The organism is Superficieibacter sp. 1612_C1, from assembly GCF_015234305.1.
Lineage (GTDB): Bacteria > Pseudomonadota > Gammaproteobacteria > Enterobacterales > Enterobacteriaceae > Superficieibacter.
Genome location: NZ_JADGMI010000003.1, coordinates 121,472 through 147,541, shown reverse-complemented (window position 1 = coordinate 147,541; position 26,070 = coordinate 121,472). Strand labels below are relative to the sequence as shown.

Here is a 26,070-nt window from a genome sequence, read left to right as displayed (position 1 = left end):
GGAAGCACGGCCTTACAACTACAACTCGGTCTGTTAGATGAGAGCGTTGGCTCTCAAATCATTAGTACAGACGAGTACGGCGTGCGTTTTCGCGAGCCAGTTTCTTCGCGTGACGTTTCACAGCAGAAGCTTTAGCGCGTTTACGTTCGGTAGTCGGTTTTTCATAGAACTCACGACGACGAACTTCCGCCAGAACACCTGCTTTTTCGCATGAACGCTTGAAGCGACGCAGTGCTACGTCGAACGGCTCGTTTTCACGTACTTTAATTACCGGCATGTAACTCTCACCTTTAATAAATTCGGTTTGCCGCTGGCATCAACGCCAGCTTATTTCAAAATGGTGCGGAATTTTACTGCAAATGCTGCTGCTTTGTAAAGCACCGAAGCGATTTTGAAAGGGACTTTTATAAGGGAGAGGAGTATACACGAGGCTAACTGCTGCGGCGAACAAAGTTTTACATCACCCCGCGTTGGCCCTACACTGCGCGGTAGTGAAAAGAGGTAAAACAAGCCATGCGTGTACTGGGTATCGAAACATCCTGCGATGAGACCGGCATCGCCATTTACGACGACGAAAAAGGTCTGTTAGCCAACCAATTGTATAGTCAGGTGAAATTACACGCTGACTACGGCGGCGTGGTGCCGGAGCTGGCCTCCCGCGATCATGTGCGTAAAACCGTGCCGCTGATTCAGGCGGCGCTGAAAGAGGCCGGGCTTACGGCGAAAGAGATTGATGCGGTGGCATACACGGCGGGTCCGGGTCTGGTTGGCGCGCTGCTGGTCGGCGCTACCGTAGGACGTTCGCTGGCCTTTGCCTGGAACGTGCCTGCGATTGCGGTACACCATATGGAAGGCCATCTGCTGGCCCCGATGCTGGAAGAGAATCCGCCGGAGTATCCTTTTGTTGCGCTGCTGGTTTCCGGCGGGCATACCCAGCTTATCAGCGTGACCGGCATCGGCCAGTATACGCTGCTGGGCGAGTCAATTGACGACGCCGCCGGTGAAGCCTTCGACAAAACCGCCAAACTGCTGGGGCTGGATTATCCCGGTGGCCCGATGCTGTCGAAAATGGCCGCGCAGGGAACGGAAGGGCGCTTTGTGTTCCCGCGTCCGATGACCGACCGGCCGGGGCTGGATTTCAGTTTCTCCGGCCTGAAAACCTTTGCTGCGAATACCATTCGTAATAACGACGCGGACGATCAAACCCGCGCCGATATCGCCCGCGCGTTTGAAGATGCGGTGGTTGATACCTTAATGATTAAGTGCAAACGCGCGCTGGATCAGACCGGGTTTAAACGTCTGGTGATGGCGGGCGGCGTCAGCGCCAACCGCACCCTGCGGGCGAAGCTGGCAGAGATGATGCAAAAACGCCGCGGCGAGGTGTTTTATGCGCGGCCGGAATTTTGTACCGATAACGGCGCGATGATCGCCTATGCAGGAATGGTGCGTTTTAAAGCCGGAGCGACGGCGGATCTCGGCGTGACCGTGCGCCCGCGCTGGCCGCTGGCGGAGCTGCCTGCGGCGTAAGCTGGCGTAATGCCGGGTGGCGGCTTCGCCTTACCCGGCCTACAAAGTGCGCAATATCAATCAGTTGCACGCAACCCGTAGGCCCGGTAAGCGCAGCGCCTCCGGGCAGGTCGATCTGCGGAGCCAGCGCCTTACCCCTTCAGCATCCCTTTATCTTCCAGAAACGTAATAATCTTCCCCAGACCATCGCCGCTTTTCAGGTTGGTGAACGTCCACGGTCGCTCGCCACGCATTCTTAACGTATCGCGCTCCATCACTTCCAGCGATGCGCCGACATACGGGGCAAGATCGGTTTTGTTGATCACCAGAAAATCGGACTTCGTGATCCCCGGTCCGCCTTTACGCGGGATCTTTTCGCCTTCCGCCACATCGATCACGTAAATCGTCAGATCCGCCAGCTCCGGGCTGAACGTCGCGCTCAGGTTGTCGCCGCCGCTCTCGACGAAAATCAGATCCAGATTGCCAAACTTTTCACTTAACGCCTCCACCGCTGCCAGGTTCATGGAGGCATCTTCGCGAATCGCCGTGTGCGGACAGCCGCCGGTTTCCACGCCGACAATCCGTTCCGGCTCCAGTGCGCCCGCCTCGGTCAGGATGCGCTGGTCCTCTTTGGTATAAATATCGTTAGTGACGACAGCCAGTTGATAGGTATTACGCATCGCCTTGCATAAGGCTTCCAGCAGTGCGGTTTTACCGGACCCGACCGGGCCGCCGACGCCGACGCGCAACGGATGTTTAGTGTGTGACATGTTCTCTCCTCAGGAACGGAACAACCGCGAATATTGAGTTTCATGGCGTGCAGAAGCGATGGCGGTCAGCGGTGTGGCCGATCCAATATCAGCCTCCTCACGCAATAGCGCTTCTTCCATGCCTGCCGCATAGCGCTCAGACAGAGAGAGGATCAGCTGCTGCGCCGCCTGCTGGCCGAACGGCACCAGTTTGACCCCCGCCATCACCGCGCTTTCGATCCAGCTATAGCCGAGACTGAGCGCCAGCGCGTTCAGATCGATCCGCCAGCGCACGCCGAGCCAGGCCATGCCGCACAGCTGGCTTTGCGCGAACAGCGCGCGCCATGCCGGGACACAGTCAGGCTCCCAGTCGCTCACCAGACGAGTAAAGGCCGCGCCGCGATTGCGCTCCTCTTCCCGCAGTTCGCGCGTCTCGCGGCAGGCCAGCAGATACGCCGTCCAGCGTCGGGCCTGGTCGATATCCTCTTTGGCACAGGCGTGGTACAGCCGGGCGAAAATGGGCAGATCCACGCAAAAGAAGCTGTGCTCCATCTGCTGTATCTGCCAGCGCTTAAAAGCCTCGCTATCGGCGACCCAGCCCGCTTCTGTCGCCCATTCCAGCCCCTGCGACCAGGTAAAGGAGCCGACCGGAAGGCTGCTGCTGGCAAGCTGCATCAGGCGCAGAAGCTGAACAGAGTCCGTCATTTAGTGCGCGTGCGAATGTGCGTGGGCTTCGCCGGAATACGCCCCGGCCTCCGGCTCAAACGGTACCTGAGCGAATGTCACCTCCAGCGCGAACTGACGCAGCATATCGTCCAGCACGTGATCGTGGTGGTAGCGCAGTTCGCCCGGCAGGATCTGTAGCGGAACGTGGCGGTTGCCGAGGTGATAACAGGCTCTGGCGAGCAGGAAAGGATCGTCGCAGCGCACGATGGAGACCGGTTCATCGGCGGCGATCACCTCAACCCTCTCCAGCCCGTCGTCGCTGCTGAGCACATCGCCGCCGCGCAGCATCAAGCCGCGCGGCAATATCAGCCCGGCTTCGCGCCCGTCGCTGAGCGTCACTTTGGCCCGGCTTTTCACCCGCACGTCGATGGGGAGCGTTACCGTCGCCGTAATCCGGGCGGGGGCGTCAATCCGCGTGGTTAAATAGAGCATAGCGACTCCTTAAAACAGAAAATAGCGTTGCGCCATCGGCAGCACGTCCGCCGGCTCGCTGGTGATGAGTTCCCCGTCAATGCGCACCTCGTAGGTCTGGGCATCAACGGTAATGTCGGGTTGCAGATTGTTGTGGATCATGTCGCGCTTTTTCACCGTCCGGCAGCCTTTCACCACGCCGATGCTGCTCTGTAAATTCAGCTGCTGCGGGATATTGGCGGCCTGCGCCGCCTGCGAAATAAACGTCATCCGGCAGGCGTGACGGGCGGCACCCAGCGCGCCAAACATTGGCCGATAGTGCACCGGCTGCGGCGTGGGGATCGAGGCGTTGATATCGCCCATCGGCGCGGCGGCGATCATCCCGCCTTTCACAATCGTCGCCGGTTTAACGCCAAAAAAGGCAGGCGACCAGACCACCAGATCCGCCAGTTTCCCCGCTTCGACAGAACCAACTTCATGGGCGATACCGTGGGTCAGCGCCGGGTTAATGGTGTATTTAGCGATATAGCGCTTCACGCGGAAATTATCGTTATCGCCCGTCTCCCCGGGCAGCGCGCCGCGTTGAACCTTCATTCGATGCGCTACCTGCCAGGTACGCAGGATCACTTCACCGACGCGCCCCATGGCCTGCGAATCCGACGAGGTTAGCGAGAACGCGCCGATATCGTGCAGCACATCCTCAGCGGCGATGGTCTCCCGGCGGATGCGCGACTCGGCAAACGCCACGTCCTCGGCGATATCCGGGTCAAGATGATGGCAGACCATCAGCATATCGAGATGTTCATCAATGGTGTTGACGGTATACGGCAACGTCGGGTTGGTGGAAGAGGGCAGAATATTAGGGTGTGCGCAGGCGGTGATAATATCCGGCGCGTGGCCACCGCCCGCGCCTTCGGTATGAAAGGTATGGATGGTGCGATCGCCTATCGCCGCCAGCGTATCTTCGACGAAGCCAGACTCGTTCAGCGTATCGCTGTGCAGCGCCACCTGAATATCCATCTCGTCGGCGACGGTCAGCGAGCAATTAATCGCGGCGGGCGTCGCGCCCCAGTCTTCATGAATTTTCAGGCCGATAGCCCCGGCCGCAACCTGTTCGCGCAGGGTTTCCGGGTTTGAGCCGTTGCCTTTGCCGAGCAGGCCGATATTCACCGGAAGCGTATCTGCCGCCTGGAGCATACGGGCGATGTACCACGGACCGGGAGTACAGGTCGTCGCATTGGTGCCTGCCGCCGGACCGGTGCCACCGCCGATCATGGTGGTGACGCCGGAGATCAGCGCTTCCTCGGCCTGCTGCGGGCAGATCCAGTGAATATGCGTATCCACGCCGCCCGCGGTAACGATCTTCCCTTCAGCGGCGATCACCTCCGTCGCTACCCCAATCGGGATCGTCACATCAGGCTGAATATCCGGATTACCGGCTTTGCCGATCGCAAAGATCCGACCGTCTTTAACACCAATATCCGCTTTGACGATCCCCCAGTGATCGATAATCAATGCGTTGGTCAGCACCAGATCCACGCACTCGCTGGCGGGCATTTGTCCCTGACCCATGCCGTCGCGGATCACCTTGCCGCCGCCGAATTTCACCTCTTCGCCAGGGGTGGTAAAGTCTTTTTCCACCTCGATCCACAGCTCAGTATCCGCCAGCCGCACTTTGTCACCGGTAGTGGGACCGAACATATCGGCCCAGGCCTGATGAGAAATTTTAGTCATGGTCTGCCTCCAGGCGGTCCATTACCTCACCGCGAAAACCAAAGATGCGCCGCGCGCCCGCCACCGCCACCAGCGTCACCTCGCGCTTTTGTCCTGGCTCAAAACGCACTGCCGTGCCGGCGGCGATATTCAGCCGGTAGCCTTTGCAGCGTTCGCGATCGAATTTCAGCGCCGGGTTGACCTCGTAGAAGTGATAGTGCGATCCAACCTGAACGGGACGATCGCCGTGGTTTTCAACCACCACGATCAGGGTCGGACGGCCTGCGTTGATTTCGATCTCGCCGCGCTGGATCTTATATTCGCCTGGGATCATGCTTCCCCCTCAACTAATCGGATGATGAACGGTGACCAGCTTCGATCCGTCCGGGAACGTAGCCTCGACCTGAATGTCGGGGATCATTTCCGGGATGCCTTCCATCACCTGATCGCGGGTTAAGACATGGCGACCGTCTTCCATCAGCGCCGCCACGCTTTTGCCGTCGCGCGCGCCTTCCATAATGAACGCGCTGATCAGCGCCACGGCTTCCGGATAGTTAAGCCTCAGGCCGCGGGCGAGGCGTCTTTCCGCCACAAGCGCGGCAGTGAATAACAGCAGCTTATCTTTTTCTCTCGGCGTCAGTTCCATAGGAGTCTCTTATGTCTGCCAGATACGGGGGAGTACGGGCGGTTTTTGCAGCAGGTGAGGACGCATAAAACGCCAGATGTCGCGCATCGCCCGCTGGCAAATTAAATTGTCATCGCTGAGAAACCGCACGGTCAGAAGGCCGTCGACGAGGGTCGCGCCAGCAAACGCGCCCAGCGGAGCGAGCCTTTCACGCACGGCGTCCAGTAGCATTTCAGTGGCCGGGTAAAACAGCAGCGTGCCGACCCACGGTTGGTTCGCCACGGGCGACAGATCGCCGTCCGCCAGGTGCAGACGTTCAATCAGCAGCGGCACGCCGTCTTTCCAGACTTCCAGTCGGTTGTCCAGTTGCCCACGGCTAAAAGACTCGCCGATGACCGGGCGGCCAAGGCACAGCAGATCCCACGCCAGCAGCCGCGAACCCTCGCTGAGATGAAAAACGGTTTGCACGCGGGCCTGCGCGCCGGGGAAGAAAATCGCATCCTGCGGCAGCCATTCCAGTGTGGCATCAGGGGCGAGATCGAAGCGCTGATTCAGCCGGGCCGTAGCACCGCCGCTGCGATAAAATTTGCTCGCGCCCGGCATCGTCAGTAGCGCATGGCTTGCGGGATCGAGGCTGACGGTAATCGTCAACTCGTCACCGCCGACAATTCCGCCGGGAGGGTGCAGCAGATAGAGATGGCAGGTATCGCCTTCAGGATAAAAAGGCCGCTGTACGGTGAGCGGACCGCTGTGGCGGGCGGAGCGCAGAAGGGTTTTTTCCGCGGTATGACAAAACTGCAATGCAAGCGATGCCTGCCAGCCTTTATACGTTTTATCAGTGACCTGGGTAACAACCATGCTCCATCCGTCCGCTCGCGATATACTGTTTTAGTATGCCCTGGCGGAAATCAACGCGGTCATACAAGTCGCTTATGGATGGATGACAAAACGGCGCATTTCTGCGCCGTTTGAGGTTGATGACAAACCGTCCGTGGAACACGGGGCGACCACCGGGTTGGGCCTCCCTCCGGGAACCCAATCCCGGTGTTTCCCCTGACAACCCACTTTGTCAGCGTTCTGAAACGGCGCATTTCTGCGCCGTTTGAGGAGGATTACCGATAATCTTCGGCGTCAATATCGTAGCCTGACGGCTCCCAGCGGATCGCCAGAAGTGATACCAGACCAATCAACGGGGCGAGGGCGATGATCCAGAACACGGCGGTATCCAGCGAGGCCACCAGCAGCGGGAACAGGAACAGCGACAACGTGGAGCTGCTGCGCATCAGCGTCTGGTTAAGACCCACGCCAACGCCGCGCAGCGAAGTCGGATAGCTGAGAGAGGCGAACGCCATGGTATGCGCGCCCGGTCCAAACCCCTGACCGAATAAAAACAGCGCCAGCATCGCGACTGAGGCCACACCTTCCGCCGCGCCTTCTGGTCGGCCAATCAGCGCCAGCACCAGCAGCGCAATGAGTTGACAGGCATAGCCGCCGAGCGACATCCGCCATGCGCCGAAGCGCGGCACCAGACGCACGGCCAGCAAGCCGCCCACGAAGGCAAACAGCAGGTTCAGCGCCAGCGAAATCAGAATGGTGGTGAGCATCGACTGCACGAAGAAGCTGGAGATGATCACCGGCAGACCAAACGCCACGGCGTTATAGGCAAACGACGAGACGACCGACAGCAGCGTCGCCAGCGTGGTGCGGCGTAAATACACGCCGCGAAACAGATCCAGATAGTTTTGCCATTTGGCCTTGTTAACCACCGGCGCAGGCCGATCCAGCGCATCCTGCGGAACGTGAGCGTTAATGTTGTAGGCCTTGCGCAATATTGATGCAGCTTCTTTCAGGTTGCCCTGATTTGCCGCCCACACCGGAGATTCGCTCATATAGCGGCTACGAATGGCGATAATCACCAGCGCGGGAATGGCCCCAAAGCCGAGGATGATCCGCCACAGCCAGTCGCTGTGGCTTTCCGGCAGAACGGCATAGAAGAAGAGTACCAGCAGGTAGGAAATGCTGATGGCGGCGTACCACGTTGGGCACCACATGGCGACGCTGGCGGCTTTGTTGCCGGGGCCTTTCAGCCTGGCGAATTCGCTCAGGAAAGCCATGGCTACGGGCAGGTCTATCCCCACGCCTAATCCCATCACAAAGCGCGCGCCAGCGAGCGCGTATTCGTTCGGCGCAAAGGCGCAGGCGATAGCGGCGACCACAAAGAAGATCATGTCGGCCATAAACACCCGGTAGCGGCCGATTTTATCGGTCAGATAGCCACCAATTAACGCGCCGACAATCGCGCCGAAGGTGATGGCCGACGCCACCATTCCGGTGCCAGCGGGCGTCAGGTTAAACTCGCGGGTAATATCTTTAATGCCAAACGCCAGCGCGCCGAGATCGTAAGCGTCGAGGAAAATGCCGCCCAGCGCGATGCCAATGACGATCCGGGCGTTAGCGCGTCCCTGCGATCCGGCGTTCACCAGTTGCGTGACGTCAGAGGCGTTCCGCACCCATTTAATGTCGCCGTCGGGGGCGTTGCCCGCCGTTGCAACGGCAGCAGATTCAGTGATTTCAGTCATTTTTTGTCGAGTTATGTTGTCGATGTGTTTCGAAAGAGTACCCATCGTCAGAAAGTGAGCTAAATCACATTTGGTTATAAGTCATAACGGGAGTGCAACAAAGAGGGAGAGAACGCAAGGGGCCGAGGCTGGGTAATGCCGGATGGCGGCTGCGCCTTATCCGGCCTACGAAAGGATGGTCATTTCTTATTGCGGCATGATGTCGGGACATTTTGTAGGCCTGATAAGCGAAGCGCCATCAGGCATTACGCCCGCTATCCCCATTCGCGTCTTTTTGCTTTCTCTTCTTCAGCCGGGTCCAGATTTTGGTCTCCTGACGACGCCAGAGCCGCTGGATGTTGTCGTGGTGACGTAGCAGGATCAGGCACGACAGCATCGACACCGGAAAGGTGAATTCCGGTCTGAACCACCAGACGTAGAAGGGCGCGATCAATGCGCTAACGATAGCACCCAGCGAGGAGTAGCCGCTCAGCAAAATCGTCAGCAGCCAGGTTCCGGCCATTACGCCGGTCAGATCCCAGCCGATAGGCGCAATGGCACCGAAGGCCGTCGCGACACCTTTGCCACCGCGAAAATGGAAGAAGACCGGCCAGATGTGCCCGAGGCAGGCGGCGATGGCAATTAGCCCCAGCCAGAACGGCGCAAGGCCCAGAGCATACGCGCCCCAGACCGGCAGCATGCCTTTTAAGACATCAAAAATCAGTACGGTTACGGCTGCTCCCTTGCCGCCAATTCGTAAAACATTGGTCGCCCCTGGATTACCGGAGCCGCTGTCGCGCGGATCGGGTAAACCTGCAATGCGGCAGACCAGAATGGCGCTGGAAATTGAGCCGCAAAGGTAGGCAAAGAAGATCATTCCAGGCGCGATTGCACTCATAACGCTGTTCCGTTTAGAAAAAATCGGTTTATTCTCTGCATCTGTGGATAATACGCATAATTCGCCGGAAGTGGTATCCGGTTTAGCCAAAAAGCAGGCAGGTCACGATGGATATTGTATTTATAGAGCAACTTTCGGTAATCACCACTATTGGTGTTTATGACTGGGAGCAAACTATCGAACAAAAGCTCATGTTCGATATCGAAATGGCGTGGGATAACCGCAAGGCGGCGGCCAGCGACGACGTTGCGGATTGTCTGAGCTACGCCGATGTCAGCGAGCTGGTGGTCAGCCATGTGGAAGGTGGGCGCTTTGCGCTGGTCGAGCGCGTCGCAGAAGAAGTTGCGACTCTGCTACTGGAACGTTTTCCGTCACCGTGGGTGCGCATCAAAGTCAGTAAGCCAGGGGCGGTGGCGCGCGCGGCAAGTGTTGGCGTAATCATTGAGCGTGGCAATATTCCTAAAGAAAACATTTAAATAAAGTATTATTAAACGCAGCGCGATAATGCTGGTCATAATGCAGGATTATTTTAGACTTCATTCATTTATCTTTTAGGGGTTTACTTGATGAGCGATATGCATTCGCTGCTGATTGCGGCGATATTGGGCGTGGTCGAAGGATTGACAGAGTTCCTGCCTGTTTCCAGTACCGGTCACATGATTATCGTCGGCCACCTGCTGGGCTTTGAAGGCGAAACGGCGAAAACCTTTGAAGTGGTCATCCAGTTAGGTTCGATTCTGGCAGTGGTGGTGATGTTCTGGCGTCGTCTGTTTGGCCTGATTGGTATCCATTTTGGCCGCAAGCCGCAGCATGAAGGGACCGGAAAAGGTCGCCTGTCGCTTATTCACATTCTCCTTGGGATGATCCCGGCGGTGGTGCTGGGTCTGGTATTCCATGACACGATTAAATCGTTGTTTAACCCGATTAACGTGATGTATGCGCTGGTTGTCGGTGGCCTGTTACTGATTGCTGCCGAATGCCTGAAGCCGAAAGAGCCGCGTGCGGTGGGCGTCGACGATATGACGTATCGTCAGGCGTTTATGATCGGCTGTTTTCAGTGTCTGGCGCTGTGGCCGGGGTTCTCCCGCTCCGGGGCGACCATTTCCGGCGGGATGCTGATGGGCGTCAGCCGCTACGCGGCGTCTGAATTCTCGTTCCTGCTGGCGGTGCCGATGATGATGGGGGCTACCGCGCTGGACCTCTATAAGAGCATTGGTTTTCTGTCGGTTGCGGATATCCCGATGTTTGCCGTGGGCTTCATCACCGCCTTCGTAGTGGCGCTGATCGCCATCAAAACCTTCCTGCACATCATCAAACGGATTTCGTTTATTCCGTTCGCCATCTACCGCTTTATCGTGGCGGCAGCGGTTTACGCGGTCTTTATGTAAGATCCGGCCCTCAGCCTTCCGGTTGAGGGCAGTTTTTATCTTTCCACTGGGCCACGGCCCGGATACGGCGTCGGGTTAACTCTTCCCTGATCTCCGGCCCCTGAAATCCTGCTTTCACCACCTCGCTTACCGGTACTGCACGGGCAACCTCCCAGGCGGCGCGCAGCTGGCGTCCTTGCGGATACGCATTGCTTTCAAAACCGGTGCGACCCCGCACATCGGCTTCGCTGGTCAGCGCGATCTGCTCCACGCGCTGCGGCTTGCGCCAGGCGTCGATGGAATCAAACAGTTTAACAATGGTTTTCGGCTGTAGCAGCGGGAAGGTATGGATGAGATCGTGATACTCCGCCACCAGCTTTGCCAGATCGCGAATGTCGTTCGGCACCCGCAGACGCGCGCAGATCGCGTTGACCAGACGGACGCCCGCCGGACCGTGACCATGATGCCGCGGCCACAGTTCTTTGGGCGTCAGACCCTTGCCGAGATCGTGGCACAGGGTAGCGAAGCGCACATCAATCTCCGGACTGAGCATCGCCGCCATAGAAAGCGTCATCAGGGTATGGATGCCGGTATCGATTTCCGGATGCCATTTTGCCGGGGCGGGAATGCCGAATAACACATCCAGTTCAGGAAACAGCACTTTCAGTGCGCCGCAGTCGCGCAGGACCTGAAAATAGACCTGTGGATTATGCGTGCCGAGGGCACCTTCCGTCTCTTTCCACACCCGCTCGGGCGTCAGATGTTCCAGTTCGCCCGCGGCGGTCATCTCACGCATCAGCGCCATCGTTTCATCGGCGATGCGAAAACTCAGGTGCGCATAGCGAGCGGCGAAGCGCGCCACGCGCAGCACGCGCAGTGGATCTTCACTGAAGGCGGGGGAGACGTGGCGCAGGAGGCGGTTTTGCAGGTCCGCCTGCCCGTGATACGGATCGATAAGTTTACCGTCGGTATCCTGGGCGAGCGCGTTGACCGTCAGGTCGCGGCGCTGTAAATCGTCTTCGAGGGTAACGTCCGGGGCAGCGTAGCAGGTAAACCCCGTATAGCCGGAGCCGGATTTGCGCTCGGTGCGCGCCAGCGCATACTCCTCGCGGCTTTCAGGATGGAGAAACACGGGGAAATCGCGGCCTACCTGAAGGTAGCCCGCGTCGAGCATTTGCTGCGGTGTAGCGCCAACCACGACCCAATCCCGGTCTTTAATCGGTAGCCCTAATAACCCGTCCCTGACTGCGCCACCGACCAGATAACTCTTCACTACACCTCTCCTCACGCGTTGTCTGTTCCCGAATCATACGTAAGTGTAGAGGAGAAGGCGAATTTGGCTTAATTCATCCAGCGGTCTTTGCGCTTGCGGCTTGGGATCATATGCGGCAGCACCAGCCCCAGAATCAGCCCGATACCCAGCACGCCGCCACCGTACATAAACCACTGCATAATGATGGTGCGCTGCTTGTCATCAAGCTGCAAATTAGCGGCGCTAACCTTTTTCTGCGCCACAATAAGCTCATTCTTAAGCTTCTGGTTTTCGTCTTTCAGGCCGTTAATGACGCTATCACTCTGCGCCACTTTTTGCTGCATTTCAGCGGTACGCTGATTCCAGGTGGTGTCGATGCCGTTCAGCTTATCGGTCAGGGTCTTCACCTGATTTTCCAGGTCCGGCACGCGCGAGCGCAGGCTCGGCTCGGCATTCAGCTCTTTCAGCGGGATCCACGCGGTACGGCCGCTGCTGTCGCGCACCTGACCATAATTGGTGCCTGCATCCGTCTGGAGCAGGGCGACTTCTTCGCCGGCATTTACTGTGCCAACGAGACGATAATTATCGCCCGGGCCGCTACGTACCCAGGTGTTCAGTTCATCCGAAACGTAACGCTTTTCTTCACCATGAGAGACGGTGGAAACGCTGAGCGTCAATAAAGTTAAGGCAATAAGGCGTAATTTAGGCATTAGATCATCGTTATTGTCATGGAAGTGGAACGAATGTCGTGGCAACAGTCTGACGACGTAATGGCGTAAGCAGCAATCGGAATCATCCGGGTCGGGAAGTCAAACTTTTCTGCCTTCAACACGCACAGTTCATGGTATTTTGCCGCAAAATACTATCTACTGACAAAAAAGATGCGCGTAAGTTCGTGCTAATTGTCTTTCGTATCAACGTAATCATAAGAATTCAGCTATGGCTCAAGAAATCGAATTGAAGTTTATCGTTAACCATGACGGCGTTGAGACGCTGCGCAACCACCTGAATACGCTGTCGGCAGAGCACGTTCCTGCCAGTCCGCTGCTCAATATCTACTACGAGACGCCGGATAACTGGCTGCGCCAGCATGATATGGGGCTGCGCATTCGCGGCAATAATGGTCGCTATGAAATGACCATTAAAATTGCTGGACGCGTGGTAGGTGGCCTGCATCAGCGTCCGGAATACAATATCGAACTGAGCCAGCCGGAGCTGGATCTGTCGCTTTTCCCGGCTGAAGTCTGGCCGCAGGGCGAACTGCCTGCGCATCTGGCGGAGCAGGTGCAGCCGCTGTTCAGTACTGATTTCCAGCGCGAAAAGTGGCTGGTGGAGGTAGGTGCGAGCCGGATTGAAATCGCGCTGGATCGCGGTGAAGTTAAAGCTGGTGACGTGCAGGAGCCGATTGGTGAACTTGAGCTGGAATTACTGTCCGGCGAAACGCAGGATCTTTTGAAGCTGGCGCGCCAACTGGTGAATCTGGAGGTGCTGCGCCAGGGAAGCCTGAGCAAAGCGGCGCGTGGTTATCACCTGGCGCAGGGCAACCCGGAGCGTCCGCTCAGGCCGCTGACGATTTTAAGCGTGCCGCGCAAAGCCAGCGTTGAGCAGGCGTTCGAGGCGGCGCTCGAAAAAGCGCTCTCCCAGTGGCAGTATCACGAAGAACTGTGGGTGCGCGGCAATGCGGCGGCGAAAGCGGGCGTGCAGGCGGCTATTAGCCTGATCCGCCATACGCTGACCCTGTTTGGCGGTATCGTGCCGCGTAAAGCGAGCGCTCGCTTACGTGACCTGCTTACGCTCTCGGAGGCGACGCTGGCGTCAGATGTGTCGGCGGAAACCGCTGCCAGCAGCGCCAACATCGCGCTGGCAAAGCTCAATCTGACCGAGTGGCTGATTACCCGCGGCTGGCAGGCATTCCTCGATGCCAAAGCGCAAACGAAATTTGCTGATTCCTTCAAACGCTATGCGGATATTGCGCTCTCCCGCCATGCGGCGGAACTGCGTAAAACCTTCGCGTATCCGCTGGGTGACAGCTATGGCGATCAAATCCCCCGTCTGAGTCGCGATATCGACAGCATCACGCTGCTGGCGGGAAATTACGATCCCGTTGTGGCACAGGCCTGGCTGGAGAACTGGCAGGGTTTGCTGCACGCCATCAAAAAACGCCAGCACATTGAAATCGAACACTTCCGCAATGAAGCGATGGCGATGGAGCCGTTCTGGTTACACAGCGGTAAACGTTAATTCAGGCAAAGGACAGACTCCATGATGCCGCTTTCTTCAGCGTTACAGCAGCACTGGCACACGGTGCTTGAGCGCCTGCCGGACGATTTTCCGGTTCAGGCACCCGGTGAACAGGCGCAGTTAGTGCTTACTTTCAGTGATTTTGTTCAGCAAAGCGTAGTGGCGCATCCGGAATGGCTGACCGCGCTGGAAAGTCATCCGCCGCAGGCGGATGAGTGGCGGCATTATGCGCAGTGGTTACAGGACGCGCTGGCATCAGTGAACGATGAAGCGGCATTGATGCACGCGCTGCGCCTGTTCCGTCGCCGTATTATGGTGCGCATTGCGTGGGCGCAGGCGCTGATGCTGATGAGCGAGGAGGAGACCCTCCAGCAGCTCAGCGCGCTGGCGGAAACGCTGATTGTCGCCGCCCGCGACTGGCTGTATACGGCCTGCTGCCGGGAGTGGGGAACGCCATGCAACGCCCGTGGTGAGGCGCAGCCGCTGCTTATTCTCGGCATGGGCAAACTGGGCGGCGGTGAGCTGAACTTCTCTTCAGACATCGATCTGATTTTTGCCTGGCCGGAGAAGGGGACGACCCAGGGTGGGCGTCGTGAGCTGGATAACGCGCAGTTTTTCACCCGCCTCGGACAGCGGCTGATTAAAGCGCTGGATCAGCCCACCCAGGACGGCTTTGTTTATCGCGTGGACATGCGTCTGCGGCCCTTTGGCGACAGCGGCCCGCTGGTGCTGAGTTTTGCGGCGCTGGAAGATTATTATCAGGAGCAGGGCCGCGACTGGGAGCGCTATGCGATGGTCAAGGCCCGCATTATGGGCGACAACGACGGCGTTTACGCCAGCGAACTGCGCGCCATGCTGAGGCCGTTTGTCTTCCGTCGCTATATTGACTTCAGCGTGATTCAGTCTTTGCGCAATATGAAGGGCATGATTGCCCGTGAAGTCAGACGGCGCGGCCTGAAAGACAACATCAAACTCGGCGCGGGCGGCATTCGTGAAATTGAGTTTATCGTTCAGGTTTTCCAGTTAATTCGCGGCGGACGCGAGCCGTCATTGCAGCTGCGTTCGTTATTGCCGACGCTGTCGGCAATTGCGGCATTGCATTTGCTGCCGGAAGAGGATGCCACGGCGCTACGCGAGGCGTACCTGTTTTTACGTCGGCTGGAAAACCTGCTGCAAAGTATTAACGATGAACAGACCCAGACCCTGCCGGGAGACGATCTCAACCGCGCGCGGCTGGCGTGGGGCATGCGCCTCGCCGACTGGTCAACGCTGGAAGCGACGCTGACACAGCATATGCACCGCGTACGCCAGGTCTTCAACGAGCTAATCGGCGATGATGATACCGACACTCAGGAAGAACAGCTTTCGGAAAACTGGCGCGAACTGTGGCAGGATGCGTTGCAGGAAGAGGATGTTACGCCAGTGCTGGCGCACCTCAGCGACGCTGACCGTCAGCGGGTGGTGGCGCTGATTGCCGATTTTCGCAAGGAGCTGGATAAACGTACCATTGGCCCACGCGGTCGGCAGGTGCTGGATCACCTGATGCCGCATCTGCTGGCCGATGTCTGCTCCCGCGACGACGCACCGATCCCACTGTCACGGTTAATGCCGCTGCTCACCGGGATCGTCACCCGCACCACCTATCTCGAATTGCTGAGCGAGTTTCCCGGCGCGCTCAAACATCTGATTACGCTTTGCGCCGCCTCACCGATGGTGGCCAGCCAGCTGGCTCGTTATCCGCTCTTGCTGGATGAACTCCTCGATCCGAATACGCTTTATCAGCCTACCGCGACCGATGCCTATCGTGATGAACTGCGCCAGTACCTGTTGCGGGTGCCGGAAGAGGACGAAGAACAGCAGCTTGAAGCGCTGCGTCAGTTTAAACAGGCGCAGTTGCTGCGTATCGCGGCGGCGGACATCGCCGGTACGCTGCCAGTGATGAAAGTGAGCGATCACTTAACCTGGCTGGCGGAGGCAATGATTGACGCCGTGGTTCAGCAGGCGTGGACGCAAATGGTCGCCCGTTACGGGCAGCCCGCTCACCTTCGCGAGCGTGAAGGTCGTGGATTTGCCGTTATTGGCTATGGCAAGCTCGGCGGCTGGGAGCTGGGCTACAGTTCCGATCTCGACCTGGTCTTCCTGCATGATTGCCCGATTGACGTTATGACCGACGGTGAACGCGAGATCGACGGTCGTCAGTTCTATCTGCGGCTGGCCCAGCGCATTATGCATCTGTTCAGTACCCGTACCTCCTCCGGCATTCTGTATGAGGTGGATGCGCGTCTGCGGCCTTCCGGCGCGGCAGGTATGCTGGTGACTACCGCCGAAGCCTTTGCCGATTATCAGAAAAACGAGGCGTGGACGTGGGAGCATCAGGCGCTGGTCCGTGCTCGTGCGGTGTATGGCGATCCGCAGCTTAACCAACAGTTTGACGCCATCCGCCGCGAGATTTTGAGCGCGCCGCGCGAGGGCGAAAAGCTGCAAACCGACGTGCGCGAGATGCGCGAGAAAATGCGCGCCCATCTCGGCAATAAGCATCGCGACCGTTTTGACATCAAAACCGACGCGGGCGGCATCACCGATATTGAGTTCATCGCGCAGTACCTGGTGCTGCACTATGCGCATCAAAAACCGAAGCTGACCCGCTGGTCAGATAATGTGCGCATCCTGGAGTTGCTGGCGCAAAACGACATTATGGATGAACAGGAAGCGCAGGCGCTGACCCAGGCCTACACCACCTTGCGCGATGAGCTGCACCACCTCGCGCTTCAGGAGCAGGCGGGGCATTTGCCGCCGGAGGCCTTTATGGCAGAACGTGCTCAGGTCAACGCCAGCTGGCAGAAGTGGCTGGTGGAGCCGTGCACATCAGAACAGGTGTGATATTATCGCGCGCAACAAAACGTATGACTGATGAATCTCTCAGGAGACAGGAATGAAAGTAACGCTGCCAGAATTTACTCGCGCAGATGTCATGGTGGTCGGTGACGTGATGCTGGATCGCTACTGGTACGGGCCAACCAGCCGTATTTCACCGGAAGCCCCGGTACCGGTCGTGAAAGTGGATACCATTGAGGAGCGTCCTGGCGGCGCGGCAAACGTGGCGATGAACATTGCCTCGCTGGGTGCAGCGTCACGGCTGGTCGGACTGACCGGGATCGACGACGCCGCGCGTGCGCTGAGTAAATCACTGGCTGACGTTAACGTGAAGTGCGATTTCGTTTCTGTCCCGACGCATCCGACCATCACCAAACTGCGCGTGCTGTCACGCAATCAGCAGCTGATCCGCCTCGATTTTGAAGAAGGCTTCGCCGGAGTCGATCCGCAGCCAATGCACGACCGCATCCAGCAGGCGCTGAAGCATGTGGGCGCGCTGGTGTTCTCTGATTATGCCAAGGGCGCGTTAGCGAGCGTCCAGCAAATGATCGCGCTGGCACGGCAGGCGAACGTTCCGGTGCTGATCGACCCGAAAGGCACTGAATTTGAGCGCTACCGTGGCGCGACGCTGCTGACGCCGAACCTTTCCGAGTTTGAAGCGGTGGCGGGAAAATGCCAGAGCGAAGAGGAACTGGTTGAACGCGGCATGAAGATTATTGCCGATTTCGACCTCAGCGCACTGCTGGTCACGCGCTCCGAACAGGGGATGACGCTGCTGCAACCGGGTAAAGCGCCGCTGCATATGCCGACCCAGGCGCAGGAAGTTTATGACGTCACCGGCGCAGGCGACACGGTGATCGGCGTGCTGGCGGCAACGCTGGCGGCGGGAAATTCGCTGGAAGAGGCCTGCTACTTCGCCAATGCGGCGGCTGGCGTGGTGGTCGGCAAGCTCGGCACCTCAACGGTTTCGCCTATTGAACTGGAAAACGCGGTGCGCGGTCGTTCGGAAACCGGCTTTGGCGTGATGGACGAAGCGGAGTTACAGGAAGCGGTCGCGGCGGCGCGCAAGCGCGGCGAGAAAGTGGTGATGACCAACGGCGTATTCGATATTCTTCACGCGGGTCACGTCTCCTACCTCGCCAACGCCCGCAAACTGGGCGACCGTCTGATTGTCGCGGTCAATAGCGACGCCTCTACTAAACGGCTGAAGGGCGACTCGCGCCCGGTCAACCCGCTGGAACAGCGGATGATCGTGCTGGGCGCGCTGGAAGCGGTGGACTGGGTGGTTTCTTTTGAAGAGGACACGCCGCAGCGTCTGATTGCCGGGATCCTGCCGGATCTGCTGGTGAAAGGCGGCGACTACAAGCCGGAAGATATCGCTGGCAGCAAAGAGGTGTGGGCCAACGGCGGCGAGGTGCTGGTGCTTAACTTCGAAGACGGCTGCTCGACGACCAATATCATTCGCAAGATCCAGAAAGACAGCCACCAGTAGGCGTAATTCCCCGGTAGCGCTGCGCTTACCGGGGCTACAGATTGCATTAAACGTAAGCCGGATAAGCGCAGCGCCATCCGGCATCATTTTCTTCCCGCATAAACAATCGCGCACTTTTTACCCACTCAGATCAATTTTGTTTCACTCTCTCCTACGCCTTTCAAAATTTGACCTACGCTTAAAAAAAATCATGGGAGATGCGGGAAAGATGAACGAACAGGACTTGTACTCGGTACAGAACTTTGACTTTCTGGCGCGGAGTTTTGCCAGGATGCAAAGGGAAGGACGCCAGATTGATATCAGTAATGTCACCGGCAATATGGATGAAGAACAGCGTAGCTGGTTCTGCCAGCGCTACGAGTTTTATCAGCGCCAAACGGTATGCGAATAAACAGAATGGCCCGCTAAATGCGGGCCATTTTTTTGGCGGTTATTCCTGCGGATCGACCGGGGGAATCGCCGGAGCCGGTTTCACTTCCGTCGACACGTTCTGCGAACGGCTCTCCAGCTCACTCAGACGTTGCTCAAGCAGCGCCAGTTTCTCACGGGTACGCAGCAGTACCTGCGTCTGTACGTCAAACTCTTCACGACTGATCAAATCCAGACGGGTCAGCTGCGACTGAAGCACCTGACGGATTTTCTTCTCTACATCGTCCCCGAAGTCCCGGATCCCCTTCGGCATCGATTCGTGGACCTGGCGGGCGATTTGTTCAATTTTTTTCGGGTCAATCATTGTCGTTTCCTGATCTGATAGGCTCTGCAATTATTGTAGTTTGAGAAAGCCACTCTATAAACAATTGTTTGAAGTGAATGGATTGCCCAAAGTGGTTAACAGCGTTATAGTTGCCGTGCTTATTCTCAGGGCGGGGTGTAATTCCCCACCGGCGGTAAATCGACTCCTGTCGAAAGCCCGCGAGCGCTTCTGGCTTTGCCGGAAGGTCAGCAGATCCGGTGTAATTCCGGGGCCGACGGTTAAAGTCCGGATGGGAGAGAGTAACGATCCAACAGGCCCGGCCTGCGCACGTTATTTTTTTGACTCCTAAGACTGCCCTGATTCTGGTAACCATAATGTTAATGAGGTTTTTTTTACCATGAATCAGACTCTTTTTTCTTCCCTTGGTAATGCGTTTGAGCGTGTAGAACAGGCGGTTGCTGCGCTGCGCGAAGGCCGCGGTGTGATGGTGCTGGACGACGAAAGTCGTGAAAACGAAGGTGATATGATCTTCGCGGCAGAGACCATGACCACCGAACAGATGGCGCTGACTATTCGTCACGGTAGCGGCATTGTTTGCCTGTGCATTACCGAAGAGCGTCGTCAGCAGCTTGACCTGCCAATGATGGTCGAAAACAACACCAGCGCCTACGGCACCGGTTTCACCGTCACCATTGAAGCCGCTGAAGGCGTCACCACCGGCGTTTCTGCCGCTGACCGTGTAACCACCGTCCGTGCTGCGATTGCCGATAACGCAAAACCTTCCGACCTGAACCGTCCGGGCCATGTGTTCCCGCTGCGCGCGCAGCCGGGCGGTGTGCTGACCCGCGGTGGTCATACCGAAGCAACGATCGACCTGGTCACCCTGGCGGGCTTTAAGCCGACAGGCGTATTGTGCGAGTTAACCAATGATGATGGTTCAATGGCGCGCGCGCCGGAATGCATCAAATTTGCGCGCGAGCATAATATGGCGGTGGTCACCATTGAAGATTTGGTGGCGTATCGTCAGGAACACGAGCAAAAAGCCAGCTAAGATCGGCAATCCTGCCCGGTGGCGCTTCGCTTACCGGGCCTACGGTTAAAGCATGGCAGTTGTAGGCCGGGCAAACGCAGTGCCGCCCGGCATTACCAGGTACGACCTTCCCGGCGATAAAAATCCTCAGCCAAATCCAATAGTTTGCAGCAGCACCAGACTTAACCCCATCACTGACATCCCGCACAGCACGCCATAACTTGGATTATTATGCGGGTCGATTTCCTTCGCCAGCGGCATCAATTCGTCCACCGACAGCGCCACCATAATCCCCGCTACCGCAGCCATAATCGCCGCCATCACGATTGGCGACATCATACTGCCAAGGATCAGCCACGCCAGCACACCACCGAGAATTTCTGCGAGACCCGAAATGCCCGCCCAGAAAACGGCTTTCCCCCGCGAACCTGTCGCCGCGTACACCGGACCGGCAACCGCCAGACCTTCCGGAATATTATGCAGCGCGACGGCCAGCGCAATGCCAAAGCCCAGCTCCAGATTGTTGCTCGCCGTAACATAGGTGGCGATACCTTCCGGGAAGTTGTGCAGGCTAATGCCCAGCGTCAGTAAAATCGCCGTGCGGCGGATTTTACGCGTAGCGGGCAATACAGTCTCCTGCATCAAATCCTGTGGATGGGAGTGGGGAAGGAGGCGATCCAGCCCGTAGTAGCCCAGCAAACCGGCGATAAACATGCCGTAGCCCAGTACCGGCGGCATATTTTCAGTTGCCAGAGCCGCTGGCAGCATTTCCATCAGCGAAATAAGCAGCATGATCCCGGCGGCAAAGCCGAGCGAAAATGCCAGTAAGCGGTTGGAAGGCTTCTGGCCCAGTACGCCGAGGATAGCACCGATAAAGGTGGCTGCGCCGGCAAGCACGGTCAGAATTAAAGGTACTGACATTGGCTACTCCTTTTGATAATGATTCTCATTTATAATAGAGGCATCTTCCATAATGTTCGAGAGGGTATGCCCGGCCTTTAATAATCCTTACATTCAAAATTTCTGACGATCATCATCATGGTTATCTGAGTTCATCAGATGTAAAAGGAGCGTAGTGTAATGTTATCAAATTATGCTCTTTGTAAGGATATCATCATGTCCCGTTCCCGTATGCCAGCACTTTTTTTAGGTCATGGTAGCCCAATGAATGTGCTGGAAGATAATCGCTATACACGTACCTGGCAGCAACTGGGTGAAACCTTACCGCGTCCCAAAGCCATTGTCGTGATCTCCGCCCACTGGTTCACGCGCGGCACGGGCGTGACGGCGATGGAAACGCCGAAAACCATTCATGATTTCGGCGGGTTCCCGCAGGCGCTGTACGATACGCACTATCCGGCACCCGGCTCGCCAGCGCTGGCCGAGCGTCTGGTTGAGTTACTCTCGCCGGTGCCGGTTACGCTGGATCGAGAAGCGTGGGGTTTTGACCACGGCTCGTGGGGCGTGCTAATCAAGATGTATCCTGAGGCGGATATCCCGATGGTGCAGCTCAGCGTGGACAGTACCAAACCGGCCGCCTGGCATCTTGAGATTGGCCGTAAGCTGGCGGCGTTACGTGACGAAGGCATCATGTTAGTTGCCAGCGGTAACGTGGTGCACAACTTGCGTACCGTGCGCTGGCACGGTGACAACACCCCGTATCCGTGGGCGACATCCTTTAATGAATATGTGAAGGCGAATCTGACCTGGAAAGGCGCGGCGGACGATCACCCGCTGGTCAACTATCTGGATCACGAGGGCGGCACGTTATCGAACCCTACGGCGGACCACTTCCTGCCGCTGCTGTATATTCTGGGCGCATGGGATGGCGAGGAGCCGGTGACCATCCCGGTGGACGGGATTGAGATGGGCAGTTTGAGTATGTTGTCGGTGCTGGTGGGTGCTTAAGGCTGCCTGTGGCTGTCGCTTTGAAGTTAAAAGATGCGCTTCTACGCTGCCTTAAGGGAGTCCTGGTATCGTTAATAAAATGCCATCAGCGAGTAAAACAGCAGAATAAGTCTCAAGGCTTTCAGCGCGGGTTGTGTCCGGCTGTAAATCGCCGAGTCGTTTCCTGTAGGCCGGGGCGACGCGCATGGACGCGCGTCGAGGGCGTGTGCTTTACAGGATGTAAAGCTCGCGCCCGACCCGAAGCCGGAAGGAATAAGACGAGGGAACCGCGAAGCGGCGATTTACGGGCCGGGAGCCCGGGTCGCCAGGGCGGCGGCGATTGAGCCGCCCTGGCGCGTTCACCGACGCGGTAATTCAGTTGATCCCGGGAAATTGAGGTGAACGGAAGGACCACCTTTGTCACATGTATCTCCCACCACCGGACTCACTCCACAAAAATATGCGGATAGAACCGTGACAGATCCTGCGTAATCAGTGCGCGATCCTCGCGAATCCCAATCCCCGCAGGCTGGTCGTTAATCAGCCAGCTGCCGATCAGCACATAACTGTCACCAAATTTTGGCAGCGGACAGAACTGCTGGACGATCATCCCTTCTTCGCCATACGGTCCTTCAACCTCTTCAATGGTCTTACCGTTTTCCACAATCGAAACGTTAGCCCCTTCACGTGAAAAAATCGGCTTAATAACGAATTTGTCCATCGGCGGATGATCGTCTTCCGCAAAGTAGGCAGGCAGCAGGTTCGGGTGATCGGGGAACATCTCCCACAGCATCGGCAGCAGCGCTTTGTTGGAGATAATGCTTTTCCACGCGGGTTCCAGCCAGCGCACGCCGGCATCTTCCAGCTTGGTGGAGAAGACCTCGCGCAGCATATATTCCCACGGGTAAAGCTTGAACAAATTCGCAATGACCTGATCCTGCAAATCGCTAAACTGGCCTTTTTCGCCAAGGCCAATATCTTCGATATAGAGGAATTCTGTGGCGACGCCCGCTTCGGCGGCGCAATCCTGGAGATACTGCACCGTGCCGCGATCTTCAACCGTATCGCGACAGCAGGTCAGATGCAGAAGCTGGAAGCCATGCTGCTCGCGCAGTTCGCCAAAACGTTCAATCACTTTCTCCTGGAGACTGTTGAATTGATCGCTTCCGGCAGGCAATTGACCCGCCTTAAGCTGGTCCTCCAGCCACAGCCACTGGAAAAACGCCGCTTCATATAACGAGGTGGGCGTATCGGCGTTGTTCTCCAGCAGTTTGGGTTCGCCAGTGCCGTCCCACGCCAGATCGAGGCGTGAGTAAAGCGACGGCTGATGCGTTTGCCACGACTGGCGGACAAAGCTCCAGGTATGCTTTGGAATGCGGAATTTGGTCATCAGCGCATCGCTGGCGATGACCTTATCGACCACTTTCAGGCACAGCTGATGCAGTTCTGCCGTAACCTCTTCCAGTTTTTCGACCTGTGCCAGGGTGAGTTTGTAGTATGCATCTTCACACCAGTACGGTTCGCCGTACATAGTGTGAAAATTAAACCCATATTCGGTGGCTTTTTCTCGCCAGTCCGGGCGTTCGGTGATGCTGATCCTTTCCATGGCGATCAGCCGCCCATCGAGCGGGAAGAACTGCCCGACGCGCTACTACGCTGCATCGCGGACTGCTTCGCTACTGACTCACCAAAGCCGCCGCGAGTAATCGTTGAGGTAGTGGCCGGTTTCGGAGCCATCGCGGTTTTCGGCACGTTCATCGTGCGACCCGGCTGGGCTGCACCGTAATTTTTACCGCTGGCATCGGTGTATTGACCGTAGGCCGGGCTGGCCGGGTTACGTGAGCTAAACAGCGGCTGCTGGGCAAAACCGGCACCGCCGCCCATCAGGCGACCCATCATATAACCCGCCATCAGCGGCATCCAGAAACCGCCGCTGGACTGCGTCTGCGCCTGGTTTTCGGGTGCCATACCCGCCTGCGCCGGAGCCTGCTGGCACTGGCCTTCACCGAATTCAGCAATGCAGTCTTCCCGCGTAGCGTATTTCGGTGCGGTACGTTCGGCTTCTTTCAGCGCGTTATTATAGGCGGTGGTACATTCCGCGCTCTTGCCCGGGTTCGCCGAAGAACAGTCGTCGGCGTTGAGATAGGTCGATACCGTTTCGTCACTTTTCTCGCAGCCCGCCAGCATAAATACGGCGCTTACGGCAAAGGCGACAGGGGTAAGATGGCGCGCGCTCCAGCTTTTGCGGAACGTGGCGTGATTAATTGTTTTTGTCCGTTTCATAGTTGTCTTCCAGACCCAGAGGTAGTGCGTGATGAATACTGCTCAGGATAGAGGATGGGTGGTTGAAAATGAAGCGAGAAGGGGATCTTTACGTTGCCTTACGTTCAGGCGGGGACTGGCATCCCCGCCTGTGAGTTTACTTAACGGCGAGCGGAAGCGGGCTGCACTGCCGTACCGGAATAGCCGTCCGCGCTGGCGGCCTGCGAGGCATCTTCCGGTGCCACGCTTTCCGGCGTGGTCGGCACGGTTTTACCCAGTGCGCTGTTCAGCGAGACCAGATCCTGTTCATTCAGCGTGCCGAGGGCATTCTTCACATTGAGCAGATTGATCAGGTAGTTATAACGCGCGCTGGAGAGCTGCTGCTTGGCGTTATACAGCGTGGTGGTCGCGTCCAGCACATCGACGATGGTACGCGTACCAACGGAGTAACCGGCTTCTGACGCATCCAGAGAGCTTTGCGCAGAGACAACCGCCTGCTTATATGCATTAATACTACTGATGGACGCATTAATGTTGTTATAAGAGGAACGCACGTTCTGCACCACGCTACGGTGCGCACTTTCCAGCTGTTCGCTGGAACCGACGAAGTTATACTGCGCCTGTTTCACCTGAGAGTTGACCATCCCGCCCTGATAGAGCGGCAGCGAGAAGTTCAGGCCCACCTGGTTCTGACCTGCATTGTTATCATCGTACTGAGAGCTGGTCGCGCCACGGGTTTTGGAACCGCTATACGAGGTATCGGAAACACCCGTTGAGGCGGTTAAATCCAGCGTCGGCAGATGGCCGTCCTGCGCCTGGCGAATCTGCTCGCGAGCCAGATCCTGATTCAGACGTGCCTGTAACAGGGTCAGGTTGCGTTTTTCTGCTTCTTTCAGCAGATTATTGACCGCTTCAGGCCGGGTGGTTTTGAAGTTATCCACGTTCAGAGAGGCCAGCTCAGGGTAGTAATTACCGGTCACCTGACGCAGAGACTCAACGGCGTTATCAAGATTGTTACGGGCAGTCACTTCATCCGCCAGCACGGTATCGTACTGTGAACGGGCGTTCTGCACGTCGGTAATCGCCACCAGCCCGACGTTAAAACGCTGGGTGGTCTGGTCTAACTGACGATAGATAGCCTGTTTCTGCGCTTCGGTATAGGAAAGCGCATCAATGGCGCTTAATACGTTAAAATAGGCAGTGGCGGTGTTCAGGATCAGCGTTTGCTGGTCGGCCTGCCAGGTCACATCCTGAATACCGGCTGATTTTTCTTGCAGCGTCAGGGCGCGCCATTTCGACATATCAAAAATGGTCTGCGTTAATTGCAGAGAGGCGCTTTTTGAGGTGGTGTCCAGACCGTTACTATCGCGAAAACCATTGCTGTAGTTATAATCAGCACCCAGACCAAGCTGAGGCAGCAAAGGGCTACGCGCTTCGTTGATTTTTTCGAATGCCGCATCGCGATCGGCTGCTGACTTACGCAGGTCCGGGTTGCTTAAACGCGCCTGCTGATAAACCTGCAACAGGTTCTCTGCCTGGCTCACTGCGCTGAAGCCGGTCAGGCTCAGACCGATAAGGATGGGGAGCAATTTCTTCATTTGCATTCCTTGTTGAGAAGCATTTTTAGCGCTAAACAAATTCAAAAAATAATCGCCGATTGTAGCAGAATCTGCCAGTCTCAAAGGTTGGCGTTATGTGCCATCCGACATTAATGGGCACCAATCTACCATAGAGTTTGTGAAACCGTAGTTAAACTGGCGAGAAATCCATAATTTCATCACTATT

At 57.2% G+C, this 26,070-nt stretch carries 26 protein-coding genes and 1 riboswitch; of the genes, 9 read left to right on the top strand and 17 right to left on the bottom strand.

What is annotated here, in order from left to right:
* Window positions 1–61: 61 nt before the first annotated feature.
* Window positions 62–277, bottom strand: a complete 216-nt coding sequence (rpsU, locus tag INT84_RS11780) for a 30S ribosomal protein S21 (protein WP_001144069.1) — start codon at window positions 275–277, stop codon at window positions 62–64.
* 236 nt (window positions 278–513) lie between these two features.
* On the opposite strand from rpsU, the gene tsaD reads away from it, so the two are divergent.
* Window positions 514–1,527: a tRNA (adenosine(37)-N6)-threonylcarbamoyltransferase complex transferase subunit TsaD gene (tsaD, locus tag INT84_RS11775; RefSeq protein ID WP_194206934.1), complete on the top strand. Its 1,014-nt coding sequence runs from the start codon at window positions 514–516 to the stop codon at window positions 1,525–1,527.
* Window positions 1,528–1,658: 131 nt separating this feature from the next.
* On the opposite strand, the gene ureG is transcribed toward tsaD, so the two are convergent.
* From ureG to plsY, 9 genes are all read right to left on the bottom strand, one after another.
* Complete coding sequence (ureG, locus tag INT84_RS11770; protein ID WP_194206933.1) at window positions 1,659–2,276, bottom strand: urease accessory protein UreG; 618 nt, start codon at window positions 2,274–2,276, stop codon at window positions 1,659–1,661.
* 9 nt (window positions 2,277–2,285) lie between these two features.
* Complete coding sequence (locus tag INT84_RS11765) at window positions 2,286–2,960, bottom strand: urease accessory protein UreF (RefSeq protein ID WP_194206932.1); 675 nt, start codon at window positions 2,958–2,960, stop codon at window positions 2,286–2,288.
* Entirely contained in the window at window positions 2,961–3,413 is a 453-nt protein-coding gene (gene ureE / locus INT84_RS11760) for an urease accessory protein UreE (protein ID WP_194206931.1), read from the bottom strand.
* Window positions 3,414–3,422: 9 nt separating this feature from the next.
* Window positions 3,423–5,126: an urease subunit alpha gene (ureC, locus tag INT84_RS11755; protein WP_194206930.1), complete on the bottom strand. Its 1,704-nt coding sequence runs from the start codon at window positions 5,124–5,126 to the stop codon at window positions 3,423–3,425.
* Window positions 5,119–5,439, bottom strand: a complete 321-nt coding sequence (locus tag INT84_RS11750; protein ID WP_194206929.1) for an urease subunit beta — start codon at window positions 5,437–5,439, stop codon at window positions 5,119–5,121. Before INT84_RS11750 ends, ureC begins: the two co-directional genes overlap by 8 nt.
* Before the next feature lie 9 nt (window positions 5,440–5,448).
* Window positions 5,449–5,751: an urease subunit gamma gene (locus INT84_RS11745; RefSeq protein ID WP_194206928.1), complete on the bottom strand. Its 303-nt coding sequence runs from the start codon at window positions 5,749–5,751 to the stop codon at window positions 5,449–5,451.
* 9 nt (window positions 5,752–5,760) lie between these two features.
* Window positions 5,761–6,588 (bottom strand): urease accessory protein UreD, encoded by an 828-nt coding sequence (locus INT84_RS11740; RefSeq protein ID WP_194206927.1) that lies wholly within the window; start codon window positions 6,586–6,588, stop codon window positions 5,761–5,763.
* A gap of 254 nt (window positions 6,589–6,842) precedes the next feature.
* Window positions 6,843–8,309, bottom strand: coding sequence for an MFS transporter (locus INT84_RS11735; RefSeq protein WP_194206926.1), 1,467 nt, complete (start codon window positions 8,307–8,309; stop codon window positions 6,843–6,845).
* A gap of 238 nt (window positions 8,310–8,547) precedes the next feature.
* A complete protein-coding gene (gene plsY / locus INT84_RS11730; protein WP_194206925.1) occupies window positions 8,548–9,186 on the bottom strand; it encodes a glycerol-3-phosphate 1-O-acyltransferase PlsY in 639 nt (212 codons plus the stop codon).
* Between the two features lie 107 nt (window positions 9,187–9,293).
* Here plsY and folB point away from each other — a divergent pair, with 107 nt between their 5' ends.
* Window positions 9,294–9,662: a bifunctional dihydroneopterin aldolase/7,8-dihydroneopterin epimerase gene (gene folB, locus INT84_RS11725; RefSeq protein ID WP_194206924.1), complete on the top strand. Its 369-nt coding sequence runs from the start codon at window positions 9,294–9,296 to the stop codon at window positions 9,660–9,662.
* 90 nt (window positions 9,663–9,752) lie between these two features.
* Window positions 9,753–10,574 (top strand): undecaprenyl-diphosphate phosphatase, encoded by an 822-nt coding sequence (gene bacA / locus INT84_RS11720; protein WP_194206923.1) that lies wholly within the window; start codon window positions 9,753–9,755, stop codon window positions 10,572–10,574.
* Window positions 10,575–10,584: 10 nt separating this feature from the next.
* Here bacA and INT84_RS11715 read toward each other — a convergent pair whose 3' ends face one another.
* Window positions 10,585–11,826, bottom strand: a complete 1,242-nt coding sequence (locus INT84_RS11715; RefSeq protein WP_194206922.1) for a multifunctional CCA addition/repair protein — start codon at window positions 11,824–11,826, stop codon at window positions 10,585–10,587.
* Between the two features lie 68 nt (window positions 11,827–11,894).
* Window positions 11,895–12,515, bottom strand: coding sequence for a TIGR04211 family SH3 domain-containing protein (locus INT84_RS11710; protein WP_176918596.1), 621 nt, complete (start codon window positions 12,513–12,515; stop codon window positions 11,895–11,897).
* A 229-nt stretch (window positions 12,516–12,744) separates the two neighbouring features.
* Between INT84_RS11710 and INT84_RS11705 the strand changes: the two genes are divergently transcribed.
* From INT84_RS11705 to glgS, 4 genes are all read left to right on the top strand, one after another.
* Entirely contained in the window at window positions 12,745–14,046 is a 1,302-nt protein-coding gene (locus INT84_RS11705; RefSeq protein WP_194206921.1) for an inorganic triphosphatase, read from the top strand.
* Between the two features lie 21 nt (window positions 14,047–14,067).
* Window positions 14,068–16,926 (top strand): bifunctional [glutamate--ammonia ligase]-adenylyl-L-tyrosine phosphorylase/[glutamate--ammonia-ligase] adenylyltransferase, encoded by a 2,859-nt coding sequence (gene glnE / locus INT84_RS11700; RefSeq protein ID WP_194206920.1) that lies wholly within the window; start codon window positions 14,068–14,070, stop codon window positions 16,924–16,926.
* A 52-nt stretch (window positions 16,927–16,978) separates the two neighbouring features.
* The gene (gene hldE, locus INT84_RS11695) at window positions 16,979–18,412 is read left to right on the top strand and encodes a bifunctional D-glycero-beta-D-manno-heptose-7-phosphate kinase/D-glycero-beta-D-manno-heptose 1-phosphate adenylyltransferase HldE (RefSeq protein WP_194206919.1); all 1,434 of its coding nucleotides are present in this window, start codon (window positions 16,979–16,981) and stop codon (window positions 18,410–18,412) included.
* 208 nt (window positions 18,413–18,620) lie between these two features.
* Window positions 18,621–18,803: a cell surface composition regulator GlgS gene (gene glgS / locus INT84_RS11690; RefSeq protein ID WP_176918600.1), complete on the top strand. Its 183-nt coding sequence runs from the start codon at window positions 18,621–18,623 to the stop codon at window positions 18,801–18,803.
* A 39-nt stretch (window positions 18,804–18,842) separates the two neighbouring features.
* Here the strand turns inward: glgS and ubiK are convergent, their stop codons facing one another.
* Window positions 18,843–19,145: a ubiquinone biosynthesis accessory factor UbiK gene (gene ubiK, locus INT84_RS11685; RefSeq protein ID WP_194206918.1), complete on the bottom strand. Its 303-nt coding sequence runs from the start codon at window positions 19,143–19,145 to the stop codon at window positions 18,843–18,845.
* A 117-nt stretch (window positions 19,146–19,262) separates the two neighbouring features.
* Window positions 19,263–19,411: riboswitch (FMN riboswitch) on the top strand.
* A gap of 92 nt (window positions 19,412–19,503) precedes the next feature.
* Here ubiK and ribB point away from each other — a divergent pair.
* Window positions 19,504–20,157 (top strand): 3,4-dihydroxy-2-butanone-4-phosphate synthase, encoded by a 654-nt coding sequence (gene ribB, locus INT84_RS11680; protein ID WP_194206917.1) that lies wholly within the window; start codon window positions 19,504–19,506, stop codon window positions 20,155–20,157.
* 126 nt (window positions 20,158–20,283) lie between these two features.
* Here the strand turns inward: ribB and zupT are convergent, their stop codons facing one another.
* Window positions 20,284–21,057, bottom strand: coding sequence for a zinc transporter ZupT (gene zupT, locus INT84_RS11675; protein WP_194206916.1), 774 nt, complete (start codon window positions 21,055–21,057; stop codon window positions 20,284–20,286).
* Window positions 21,058–21,252: 195 nt separating this feature from the next.
* Here zupT and ygiD point away from each other — a divergent pair, with 195 nt between their 5' ends.
* A complete protein-coding gene (gene ygiD, locus INT84_RS11670; RefSeq protein ID WP_194206915.1) occupies window positions 21,253–22,044 on the top strand; it encodes a 4,5-DOPA dioxygenase extradiol in 792 nt (263 codons plus the stop codon).
* 424 nt (window positions 22,045–22,468) lie between these two features.
* On the opposite strand, the gene INT84_RS11665 is transcribed toward ygiD, so the two are convergent.
* The 3 genes from INT84_RS11665 to tolC all read right to left on the bottom strand — a co-directional run bounded on the left by INT84_RS11665 (window position 22,469) and on the right by tolC (window position 25,889).
* Window positions 22,469–23,629, bottom strand: a complete 1,161-nt coding sequence (locus INT84_RS11665) for a glutathionylspermidine synthase family protein (protein ID WP_194206914.1) — start codon at window positions 23,627–23,629, stop codon at window positions 22,469–22,471.
* 5 nt (window positions 23,630–23,634) lie between these two features.
* Entirely contained in the window at window positions 23,635–24,306 is a 672-nt protein-coding gene (locus tag INT84_RS11660) for a DUF1190 family protein (protein ID WP_194206913.1), read from the bottom strand.
* Between the two features lie 140 nt (window positions 24,307–24,446).
* Window positions 24,447–25,889 (bottom strand): outer membrane channel protein TolC, encoded by a 1,443-nt coding sequence (gene tolC / locus INT84_RS11655; RefSeq protein ID WP_370529663.1) that lies wholly within the window; start codon window positions 25,887–25,889, stop codon window positions 24,447–24,449.
* Between the last annotated feature and the right edge of the window lie 181 nt (window positions 25,890–26,070).

Coding starts and splice junctions, on each gene's coding strand:
- rpsU (WP_001144069.1), bottom strand. CDS start 277: ATGCCGGTAATTAAAGTACGTGAAAACGAGCCGTTCGACGTAGCACTG.
- tsaD (WP_194206934.1), top strand. CDS start 514: ATGCGTGTACTGGGTATCGAAACATCCTGCGATGAGACCGGCATCGCC.
- ureG (WP_194206933.1), bottom strand. CDS start 2,276: ATGTCACACACTAAACATCCGTTGCGCGTCGGCGTCGGCGGCCCGGTC.
- INT84_RS11765 (WP_194206932.1), bottom strand. CDS start 2,960: ATGACGGACTCTGTTCAGCTTCTGCGCCTGATGCAGCTTGCCAGCAGC.
- ureE (WP_194206931.1), bottom strand. CDS start 3,413: ATGCTCTATTTAACCACGCGGATTGACGCCCCCGCCCGGATTACGGCG.
- ureC (WP_194206930.1), bottom strand. CDS start 5,126: ATGACTAAAATTTCTCATCAGGCCTGGGCCGATATGTTCGGTCCCACT.
- INT84_RS11750 (WP_194206929.1), bottom strand. CDS start 5,439: ATGATCCCAGGCGAATATAAGATCCAGCGCGGCGAGATCGAAATCAAC.
- INT84_RS11745 (WP_194206928.1), bottom strand. CDS start 5,751: ATGGAACTGACGCCGAGAGAAAAAGATAAGCTGCTGTTATTCACTGCC.
- INT84_RS11740 (WP_194206927.1), bottom strand. CDS start 6,588: ATGGTTGTTACCCAGGTCACTGATAAAACGTATAAAGGCTGGCAGGCA.
- INT84_RS11735 (WP_194206926.1), bottom strand. CDS start 8,309: ATGACTGAAATCACTGAATCTGCTGCCGTTGCAACGGCGGGCAACGCC.
- plsY (WP_194206925.1), bottom strand. CDS start 9,186: ATGAGTGCAATCGCGCCTGGAATGATCTTCTTTGCCTACCTTTGCGGC.
- folB (WP_194206924.1), top strand. CDS start 9,294: ATGGATATTGTATTTATAGAGCAACTTTCGGTAATCACCACTATTGGT.
- bacA (WP_194206923.1), top strand. CDS start 9,753: ATGAGCGATATGCATTCGCTGCTGATTGCGGCGATATTGGGCGTGGTC.
- INT84_RS11710 (WP_176918596.1), bottom strand. CDS start 12,515: ATGCCTAAATTACGCCTTATTGCCTTAACTTTATTGACGCTCAGCGTT.
- INT84_RS11705 (WP_194206921.1), top strand. CDS start 12,745: ATGGCTCAAGAAATCGAATTGAAGTTTATCGTTAACCATGACGGCGTT.
- glnE (WP_194206920.1), top strand. CDS start 14,068: ATGATGCCGCTTTCTTCAGCGTTACAGCAGCACTGGCACACGGTGCTT.
- hldE (WP_194206919.1), top strand. CDS start 16,979: ATGAAAGTAACGCTGCCAGAATTTACTCGCGCAGATGTCATGGTGGTC.
- glgS (WP_176918600.1), top strand. CDS start 18,621: ATGAACGAACAGGACTTGTACTCGGTACAGAACTTTGACTTTCTGGCG.
- ubiK (WP_194206918.1), bottom strand. CDS start 19,145: ATGATTGACCCGAAAAAAATTGAACAAATCGCCCGCCAGGTCCACGAA.
- ribB (WP_194206917.1), top strand. CDS start 19,504: ATGAATCAGACTCTTTTTTCTTCCCTTGGTAATGCGTTTGAGCGTGTA.
- zupT (WP_194206916.1), bottom strand. CDS start 21,057: ATGTCAGTACCTTTAATTCTGACCGTGCTTGCCGGCGCAGCCACCTTT.
- ygiD (WP_194206915.1), top strand. CDS start 21,253: ATGTCCCGTTCCCGTATGCCAGCACTTTTTTTAGGTCATGGTAGCCCA.
- INT84_RS11665 (WP_194206914.1), bottom strand. CDS start 23,629: ATGGAAAGGATCAGCATCACCGAACGCCCGGACTGGCGAGAAAAAGCC.
- INT84_RS11660 (WP_194206913.1), bottom strand. CDS start 24,306: ATGAAACGGACAAAAACAATTAATCACGCCACGTTCCGCAAAAGCTGG.
- tolC (WP_370529663.1), bottom strand. CDS start 25,889: ATGCAAATGAAGAAATTGCTCCCCATCCTTATCGGTCTGAGCCTGACC.